At 40.8% G+C, this 10,228-nt stretch carries 6 protein-coding genes, 1 rRNA gene and 1 other annotated feature; of the genes, 4 read left to right on the top strand and 3 right to left on the bottom strand.

Going from position 1 to position 10,228, the window contains the following annotated elements:
* Positions 1-8 precede the first annotated feature (8 nt).
* The 3 genes from ychF (at position 9) to guaB (ending at position 4,053) form a co-directional block, all read left to right on the top strand.
* Positions 9-1,109: a redox-regulated ATPase YchF gene (gene ychF / locus A5816_RS11030; RefSeq protein ID WP_002293105.1), complete on the top strand. Its 1,101-nt coding sequence runs from the start codon at positions 9-11 to the stop codon at positions 1,107-1,109.
* An 89-nt stretch (positions 1,110-1,198) separates the two neighbouring features.
* Positions 1,199-1,894 (top strand): DUF1129 domain-containing protein, encoded by a 696-nt coding sequence (locus A5816_RS11035; RefSeq protein WP_002309913.1) that lies wholly within the window; start codon positions 1,199-1,201, stop codon positions 1,892-1,894.
* A 674-nt stretch (positions 1,895-2,568) separates the two neighbouring features.
* Positions 2,569-4,053 (top strand): IMP dehydrogenase, encoded by a 1,485-nt coding sequence (gene guaB / locus A5816_RS11050; RefSeq protein WP_086311334.1) that lies wholly within the window; start codon positions 2,569-2,571, stop codon positions 4,051-4,053.
* A gap of 541 nt (positions 4,054-4,594) precedes the next feature.
* On the opposite strand, the gene serS is transcribed toward guaB, so the two are convergent.
* The 3 genes from serS to A5816_RS11070 form a co-directional block, all read right to left on the bottom strand.
* Positions 4,595-5,866, bottom strand: a complete 1,272-nt coding sequence (gene serS / locus A5816_RS11060; protein ID WP_002315470.1) for a serine--tRNA ligase — start codon at positions 5,864-5,866, stop codon at positions 4,595-4,597.
* Between the two features lie 49 nt (positions 5,867-5,915).
* Positions 5,916-6,121, bottom strand: a binding site (T-box leader).
* A 38-nt stretch (positions 6,122-6,159) separates the two neighbouring features.
* Entirely contained in the window at positions 6,160-7,368 is a 1,209-nt protein-coding gene (locus A5816_RS11065) for a cell wall metabolism sensor histidine kinase WalK (protein ID WP_002309915.1), read from the bottom strand.
* Entirely contained in the window at positions 7,355-8,044 is a 690-nt protein-coding gene (locus tag A5816_RS11070) for a response regulator transcription factor (RefSeq protein ID WP_002295268.1), read from the bottom strand. The genes A5816_RS11065 and A5816_RS11070 overlap by 14 nt, the downstream gene beginning before the upstream one ends.
* A 739-nt stretch (positions 8,045-8,783) precedes the next feature.
* Here A5816_RS11070 and A5816_RS11080 point away from each other — a divergent pair.
* Positions 8,784-10,228 (top strand): 16S ribosomal RNA (locus A5816_RS11080).

The following is a 10,228-nucleotide window of genomic DNA, read 5'->3' on the forward strand; positions in this document are numbered from 1 at the left end:
ATAAATTTATGGCATTGACTGCTGGAATTGTTGGGTTGCCCAACGTAGGAAAATCAACTTTGTTTAATGCGATCACAAAAGCAGGAGCAGAAGCAGCAAACTATCCCTTTGCGACGATCGACCCTAACGTAGGGATGGTAGAAGTACCTGACTGGCGTTTGCAACGCTTAACAGAACTTGTACATCCGAAAAAAACTGTTCCGACGACTTTTGAATTTACAGATATTGCTGGGATCGTAAAAGGCGCAAGTAAAGGAGAAGGTTTGGGGAATCAATTCTTAAGCCATATCCGCCAAGTAGATGCTATTTGTCACGTCGTCCGCTGTTTTGATGATGATAATATCACTCACGTAGAAGGACGCGTCGATCCACTAGAAGATATTGATACAATCAACTTGGAACTAGTGTTAGCAGACTTGGAATCGATCAACAAACGCTATACTCGTGTAGCAAAAGTTGCTAAAACCAAAGATAAAGATGCAGTGGCAGAGCTAGCTGTATTGGACAAAATCAAACCTGTACTGGAAGAAGGAAAATCTGCTCGAACGATCGAATTCACAGAAGAAGAACAAAAAATCGTTAAATCACTATTCTTATTGACGACAAAACCGATTCTTTACGTAGCAAATGTGTCAGAAGATGATGTGGCAGATGCAGATGCGAATCATTATGTACAAGAAGTACGCAACTTTGCGGCAGAAGAAAATGCAGAAGTGATCGTGGTCAGTGCTCGTGCAGAAGAAGAAATCGCAGAATTAGATGAAGAAGACAAAGCGGAATTTCTAGAAGCTTTAGGAATCGAAGAATCAGGTTTGGATCAGTTGATCCGTGCCGCCTACGATTTGTTAGGCTTAGCTACTTACTTTACTGCTGGGGAACAAGAAGTACGTGCTTGGACATTCAAAAAAGGAATCAAAGCGCCACAAGCAGCAGGAATCATCCATTCAGATTTCGAACGCGGATTTATCCGTGCGGAAACTGTCTCTTTTGAAGACTTGGATCATTATGGAAACATGCATGCAGCAAAAGAAGCTGGGCGTGTTCGATTAGAAGGAAAAGATTATGTCGTACAAGATGGCGATGTAATGTTATTCCGCTTTAATGTGTAAAAGGGCTATCAAACTAGCTGTAGAATATGGTAGAATGTCTTTTGTGACGACCGTTGAGAAAAGGAACGGCTAAGGAGGACTATTAGATAATGGAACCAGAACAATTACGAGAAATCGTAAAAGAAAACAATAGTTTAGAAACAAAATTAACCAAAAGAAATCAACAGTACATTTTTGATTTGAAAAAATCTTTAGAAGCAGCGAATTTGTCTGAAGAAGAAAAAGTAAAAGCCCTTCATGACATTCTGCCTACTTTAGTTGCAGAACAAAAAGGCGGAAAAACAGCTCGCCAATTGTTCGGGACAGTCTCTGAAAGAACGGAAGCAATCATCAACAAACCAGCAGAAGTACAAAATACATCGACCCCTTTATTGATGTGGTTGGATAATACATTACTACTGCTTGGTCTATTAAGTATCATGATCGCGATTACCGGATTGTTTTCACGTGGAACAACGCCAGCTTATGGATTCTCTACACTCGTTCTAGGTTCTGCAATCGGTGGCTGGGTCTTTTATATGATGTACAAGTACATCTATCAGTATGAATACCCAGGAGCAGATCGAAGCAAGAAACCTGGAATGGGTAAAACATTGCTTATCCTAGGTGGAACGACACTTCTTTGGGTCGTGCTGTTTTCTGCGACAACGCTATTGCCGCCAGTTATCAATCCAGTATTAGATCCGATAGTAGTTATCATCATCGGAGCAGCTGCTTTAGCCGTCCGTTACTACTTGAAGAAAAAGTATGGGATCATTGGAAGTTTATCCGTTCCAAGAAGATAAACCAGAAAGCAGAGCAGTAGCTTTACTAAATATTGAGAGGTAGTAAAGGACCTCATTCCGTTTATCCATAGTTAAATAATAGTAAGGGGCTGTGACAAAAGTCTTGTCGCAGTCCCTTTTTACGATAAACGGTGTTCTCCTGCCAACTCCTCGGTCACAAATCCCAATATTCAACAAACAAGAGAAATTGTTTTTTGAAATTGCTCCTTGTGACTCGGAGCTGAACGGCAGGCTTACGACCTCTTTCTTAAACGGTGTTCAAAAGCTTGCATCTGCGGTAATAAGCCCAACCAAACGAAAAATAGGAGGAGCTATTTTTGTTTGGCCATTCTTATTACTTGATGCAGGACAGCTTTTTCACAACCTCTCCACTAAACGGTGTTCAATCAGCTGACCCTCGGTATTAGCTCAACAAACGGCAAAACATGAGGAACTATTTTTCCGTTTGTTTCTCTAATACTCAGGTCAAAACGCTGATTTCACAACCTCTTCCTTAAACGGTGTTCAATCAGCTGACCACTTCTGTCACATTCTCTTTTAGTATATACACAGATGTAAGCGATTTATATTGGTATTCTATGAGAAAGCTAATTTGATTCCATGTAGATCATTGACTTAAATGAAAAAATCAATTATTTTAATAGATAAACTAAATTAGAGGAGTGGTACTAAAAATGTCCAACTGGGAAACAAAGTTCACGAAAAAAGGATTTACTTTTGATGATGTCTTATTGATACCAGCAGAAAGTCACGTGTTACCAAACGAAGTGGATATGAGCGTACAATTAGCTAAAAATATTAAGTTGAATATTCCAATCATCAGTGCAAGTATGGATACCGTTACCGACAGCAAGATGGCCATCGCTATGGCAAGACAAGGCGGATTAGGTGTGATCCATAAAAACATGACGATCAGCCAGCAAGCGGATGAAGTAAGAAAAGTCAAACGTTCTGAAAGTGGCGTCATCATTGATCCGTTCTTCTTAACGCCACAGCATCTTGTAGCAGATGCAGAAGAATTGATGAGCAAATACCGTATCAGTGGTGTGCCAATCGTTGAAACACTTGAAAACAGAAAATTGGTAGGGATCATTACAAACCGTGACATGCGTTTTGTAACAGATTACCACATGCCGATTGCTGATGTGATGACAAAAGACAACTTAGTGACTGCCCCAGTAGGTACCTCTCTAAAAGATGCAGAAAAGATTTTGCAAAAATATAAAATCGAAAAATTACCAATCGTTGATAACGAAGGTCGTTTAAGCGGGTTGATCACGATCAAAGATATCGAGAAAGTGATCGAATTTCCAAATGCAGCAAAAGATGAACATGGTCGATTGCTTGTAGCAGCAGCTGTAGGTGTAACAAGCGATACATTCGAGCGTGCGAATGCTTTATTAGAAGCAGGGGTAGATGCAATCATCATCGATACAGCTCATGGACATAGTGCAGGTGTAATCCGAAAAATCCAAGAAATCCGTTCAACTTTTGCAGATGCAACATTGATTGCTGGGAACGTTGCGACGGCTGAAGCGACAAAAGCTTTATATGATGCAGGGGTGGATGTCGTAAAAGTCGGTATCGGACCAGGATCGATTTGTACGACACGTGTGGTAGCTGGTGTAGGTGTACCTCAGCTCACAGCTATCTATGATGCAGCATCAGTTGCTCGTCAATATGGCAAAGCGATTATTGCAGACGGAGGGATCAAGTACTCTGGTGACATCGTCAAAGCATTAGCTGCCGGCGGACATGCAGTTATGTTAGGCAGCATGTTGGCGGGGACAGATGAATCACCAGGTGAATTCGAAATCTTCCAAGGACGTCGATTCAAAACATACCGAGGTATGGGTTCATTAGGCGCGATGGAAAAAGGTTCAAAAGACCGTTACTTCCAAGGTAGTGTCAATGAAGCAAATAAATTAGTACCAGAAGGAATCGAAGGTCGGGTTGCTTACAAAGGAAGTGTTGCAGACATTATTTTCCAAATGATCGGCGGTTTGCGTTCAGGAATGGGTTATGTTGGGGCAGCCAATTTACAGCAATTACGTGATGAAGCGCAATTCATCCAAATGAGCGGCAGCGGATTAAAAGAATCACACCCTCATGATGTACAAATCACGAAAGAAGCACCAAACTATTCAGTTGAATCTTAAAAATACTAAAAAAGAGTGGTGACACAACATGTGTCACCACTCCTTTTTTTTGAATAAACAGTGTTCCCTTGCCAACTCCGAATTACAAGTACAACATATTATAAAATATGAAGAGCTGGTTTTTGAAATTGCTCCTTGTAGTTTCGAGTGAAACGGCAGACTCACGACTTCTTTCTTAAACGATGTTCAAAAGCTTGCATCTGCGGTAATAAGCCCAACCAAACGAAAAATAGGAGGAGCTATTTTTGTTTGGCAGTTCTTATTACTTGATGCAGGACAGCTTTTTCACAACCTCTCCACTAAACGGTGTTCTCCTGCCAACTCCTCGGTCACAAGTCACAATATTCAATAAACATGAGGAGCTGTTTTTTGAAATTGTTCCTTGTGACTCGGAGCTGAACGGCAGGCTCACGACCTCTTGGTAAACGGTGTTCAAAAGCCAGTTTCTCGGTATTAAGTCCAATTTATGCAAAAATGTGGAAAGCCATTTTCACAAAATTTTTCTTAATACTCGAAACTAAGCGGCTTTTTCACAACCTCTTTATTTAATAACTTTCAGATTACCCATATAAGGAACGAGCGCTTCTGGAACTGTGACAGAACCATCTTCGTTTTGGTAGTTTTCCAAAATGGCAGCTACTGTACGGCCAACCGCAAGTCCTGAACCATTCAAAGTATGAGCATAGTGGATTTTTCCATCATTATCGCGATAACGAATCATGGCGCGGCGTGCTTGGAAATCTTCACAGTTAGAACAAGAACTGATTTCACGATAAGTATCTTGTGCAGGAATCCATACTTCTAAATCATAAGTTTTAGCTGCAGAAAAGCCCATGTCTCCAGTTGATAAGGCCATTACACGATAAGGCAAATGCAGTTTTTTCAAGATATCTTCTGCATCAGCTGTCATTTTTTCCAATTCTTCGTAAGAATGTTCTGCATCCGAGAATTTGACCATTTCTACTTTATTGAATTGGTGAAGACGGATCAGTCCTCGAGTATCCCGACCGGCACTTCCAGCTTCAGAACGAAAAGCAGGACTTAGTGCAGTGAAATAAACAGGTAAATCCGCACCATCTAAAATTTCATCATTATAATAGTTAGTCAATGGGACTTCAGCTGTCGGAATCAATGTTAAATCAGTATTCTCCAATTGGAAAACATCTTCTTTGAATTTTGGAAATTGTCCTGTACCAAACATCGCTTTACTGTTGACGATATAAGGAGTAATCATTTCAGTATAGCCGTGTTCGTAAATATGCTGATCAAGCATGAAGTTGTAGACTGCACGTTCTAATCGAGCGCCCAACCCTTTATAATATACAAAACGGCTACCGGCTACTTTTGCGCCACGTTCAAAGTCTAAAATATCAAGATTTTCTGCAATTTCCCAGTGTGGTTTTGGTTCAAAAGCAAATGTACGTGGTTCGCTCCAACGACGGATTTCTACATTGTCCTCTTCATCTGATCCAACTGGCACAGAATCATGGGGAAGGTTTGGCAAAGTAGTGGCGATTTGTTTCAATTTTTCATCTACTTCAGCAATTTCGGTATCCAATGCCTTGATGTTGCCGCCAACTTCTTTCATTTCAGCGATTTTAGCAGAAGCATCTTCTTTTGCACGCTTCAATTGAGCGATCTCAGCAGAAACGTCATTTCGATATTTTTTCAATTCTTCACTTTTGACTAGTAATTTGCGGCGGTTTTCATCTAGTTCCATGAATTCAGCTAATGTTTCTTTTTTAACGCCCCGAGTCATTAATTTTTCTTGTACTTCTTCGATATTTTGTCGCATCATTTTTACATCTAACATATGATTTCCTCCTTTTTGAAAATAAAAAAAGACTGATCCATCCCATTATTCTTGGGACGAATCAGTCTGAAATTCGCGGTACCACCCAAGTTCAGCATAAGCTGCACTTGTTGAACACATAACGGCTGTTGAACCGACCTTTCTTATTTCGAAAGGGCACGTAAACGAACTGGAACTTCCAAATTATCCTTTGCTGATTTGCACCTGCCATCAGCTCTCTGAAAAAGAATAAAGTGTACTGGGTTCTGTGTTTTTCATTTATTCTAATAATTGTAATAAGAATAGCGAATATTTCAGCTTTCGTCAATAACTTCCTGTGCATCAATAGGTAATTTTTCATTTTTCTTGATTGGAAGGTGCATGATGAAAGAAGTCCATTGCTTATCTGATTTTGCATAAATGTAGCCACCATGTAAAGCCACAATACTTTGAGCGATTGCTAAACCAAGCCCAGTTCCTCCAGTTGCTTGTGACCGAGATTCTTCTACACGATAAAAGCGGTCGAATAGATTATCGATTGCCTGTTGCGGAATCATTGCTCCATTATTTTTGACCGTTGCAACAACTTCTGAACCGACACGTTCTACTTCGATCACGATCTTCGTTGCTCCTTTTCCATATTTCAACGCATTCGTCAAAAGATTATTGAAGACACGTACAAGTTTTTCTGTATCACCATCCATGATAAGGGAATCTACTTTTGACTGCACAAGTATTTGGATATTTTTTTTAGAAGCTTCCAACTCAAAATCAGCTGCTAACTGTTCGATCAACTGGATCATATCAAAGGCAGAAAAATTTACTGGGACAGCAGGCTGGCGTACCTTAGTGTATTCAAATAAGTCGTCCACTAAAGATTTCATCTGCTTTGCTTTAATATAAGCGGTATGTGTATACTTTAAAAGATCTTCTTCTGAGTGATACTGACCATCTTCTATCAATCCTAGATATCCAATGATAGAAGTAAGAGGGGTACGGATATCGTGACTAACATTTGTGATCAATTCATCTTTTGATTTCTCGATTTTACGTTCGTCTTCAATCGCTGCTACTGTGCTATCTACCAATCCATTGATACTTGTTACAACTCGGCTTAAGTCACCACTAAGTTCAAAAGGGATACGATGATCATAATTTCCATTTGCGATGTAGTGAAGTTCACTGATGATATGTCGTAATTGCATTTGGCGATATCTTCGAATCAAACGCCAATACAAAACACCGATATCTAATAGAAAGAAAAAGGGAATAATAAAGTTTCGACCGTTCCAAAATAAATCAGTGTTCAATCGTTCCGCAAAAATATTCTTTGAATCCCAAATCGCATTCGTCAAAGAAGGTGAACTATTGATTACCGAACTGATAACAACCAAAATAGAAACATTTAATAGAAGTAAAAGGATGATCGTGATGATTCCTTCCGCTAACAATTCGCTGATTTCTTTTGAAGTCAAGTTGATCCGACGGCGTTTTTCAGTTGCTCGTTTACTATCTTGCGTCAATTTTATAGCCCACTCCCCAAACGGTTTGAATGACTTTTTCACCACCAGTTGCTTCTTCGATCTTATCTCTTAAATGGCTAACATGAACCATGACAGTTTTAGCAGAGACAATACTTTCTTGTTTCCAAACACGCTCAAAAATTTCATCCGCGCTAAATACTCGATTAGGATGACTAGCAAGCAAGTAGAGGATACCGAATTCCAAAGCTGTTAACTGGATTTCTTTCCCATCGATTGTTTTAACTTCATGAGAGTCTTTATTGATGATTAATGCATTTACTTCTAATACATCAGGCTGATCTGGGGCAATCTGCATTTTTGTACGCCGTAATAAAGACTTTACTCTAGCCATTACTTCTAATGGATTAAACGGTTTGGTTACATAATCATCTGCACCAGCCACCAGTCCTTTGATCTTATCCATATCAGTAGTTTTTGCTGTCAGCATAATGATCGGGATTTGAGATTCTTTTCGCAGCTCTTTCACTACTTGCATCCCGTCCATCTCTGGCATCATGATATCTAAAATAAGTAATTCAATATCAGGGATTGTTCTGATTTTAGATAATGCTTCTTTCCCATCATAAGCCTTTACTGCTTCATAGCCTTCATTGTGAACATAGATACTTAATAATTCAACGATTTCTTTATCATCGTCAGCAATCAAAATTTTCATAAATAAATCCTCCAGAGTCATATTGTTACTATTATTCTAGCAAAAAAAAGCAGAAATAGATAAAAGCAGCACTTTGTTAAGGAAAATTTTAGAAGGTGAGAGATTTGGTTCTCATAAATAGGACAAAAACATGAACGATAAACTGAAAATAAAAGGATTTTTTGTTTTTTAAGGTTATAAAGACGAACAAAAAAGGAGCAGAACTAACTAACGATCATATAAGCTGGAAATGTTGATAAATAAGCATTTTCTTATTGACTTTCGTATGTGATGTTGATATATTATTATTTGTTCAAAAGAACACCAATAACTTAAAATAATAAAAAATAAGTTATTGACATGTTGATAATGACATGATAAGATAACTGAGTCGTTAAAAAAGAACAGCTTGCGAAGTTTGATTCTATCGAAAAAAACTTCAAAAAAGTTCTTGACAAATAACAAACGATAAGTTATGATAAATGAGTTGCTGAAAGATTTCGAAAAACGAAATCGAAAAAACTTTTAAAAAAAGAGTTGACAATCGCTTGTCACTCTGATATGATATAAAAGTTGCTACGGCAGCCAAAACAAATCGGAGAAACGCTTCCGATGAAGTAGACCTTTGAAAACTGAACAAAGTAAGACAAACCAAATGTGTAGGGCGTCTTGATTCAATTCAAGACAACAAACATTTTTAACAAGCAAGCAATATGCTAGCAAACAAATTGAGCTTAACAATCGCAAGATTGTTCGAACTTTTTATGAGAGTTTGATCCTGGCTCAGGACGAACGCTGGCGGCGTGCCTAATACATGCAAGTCGTACGCTTCTTTTTCCACCGGAGCTTGCTCCACCGGAAAAAGAAGAGTGGCGAACGGGTGAGTAACACGTGGGTAACCTGCCCATCAGAAGGGGATAACACTTGGAAACAGGTGCTAATACCGTATAACAATCGAAACCGCATGGTTTTGATTTGAAAGGCGCTTTCGGGTGTCGCTGATGGATGGACCCGCGGTGCATTAGCTAGTTGGTGAGGTAACGGCTCACCAAGGCCACGATGCATAGCCGACCTGAGAGGGTGATCGGCCACATTGGGACTGAGACACGGCCCAAACTCCTACGGGAGGCAGCAGTAGGGAATCTTCGGCAATGGACGAAAGTCTGACCGAGCAACGCCGCGTGAGTGAAGAAGGTTTTCGGATCGTAAAACTCTGTTGTTAGAGAAGAACAAGGATGAGAGTAACTGTTCATCCCTTGACGGTATCTAACCAGAAAGCCACGGCTAACTACGTGCCAGCAGCCGCGGTAATACGTAGGTGGCAAGCGTTGTCCGGATTTATTGGGCGTAAAGCGAGCGCAGGCGGTTTCTTAAGTCTGATGTGAAAGCCCCCGGCTCAACCGGGGAGGGTCATTGGAAACTGGGAGACTTGAGTGCAGAAGAGGAGAGTGGAATTCCATGTGTAGCGGTGAAATGCGTAGATATATGGAGGAACACCAGTGGCGAAGGCGGCTCTCTGGTCTGTAACTGACGCTGAGGCTCGAAAGCGTGGGGAGCAAACAGGATTAGATACCCTGGTAGTCCACGCCGTAAACGATGAGTGCTAAGTGTTGGAGGGTTTCCGCCCTTCAGTGCTGCAGCTAACGCATTAAGCACTCCGCCTGGGGAGTACGACCGCAAGGTTGAAACTCAAAGGAATTGACGGGGGCCCGCACAAGCGGTGGAGCATGTGGTTTAATTCGAAGCAACGCGAAGAACCTTACCAGGTCTTGACATCCTTTGACCACTCTAGAGATAGAGCTTCCCCTTCGGGGGCAAAGTGACAGGTGGTGCATGGTTGTCGTCAGCTCGTGTCGTGAGATGTTGGGTTAAGTCCCGCAACGAGCGCAACCCTTATTGTTAGTTGCCATCATTTAGTTGGGCACTCTAGCAAGACTGCCGGTGACAAACCGGAGGAAGGTGGGGATGACGTCAAATCATCATGCCCCTTATGACCTGGGCTACACACGTGCTACAATGGGAAGTACAACGAGTTGCGAAGTCGCGAGGCTAAGCTAATCTCTTAAAGCTTCTCTCAGTTCGGATTGCAGGCTGCAACTCGCCTGCATGAAGCCGGAATCGCTAGTAATCGCGGATCAGCACGCCGCGGTGAATACGTTCCCGGGCCTTGTACACACCGCCCGTCACACCACGAGAGTTTGTAAC

Source organism: Enterococcus sp. 3G1_DIV0629 (genome assembly GCF_002141285.1).
Lineage (GTDB): Bacteria > Bacillota > Bacilli > Lactobacillales > Enterococcaceae > Enterococcus_B > Enterococcus_B lactis.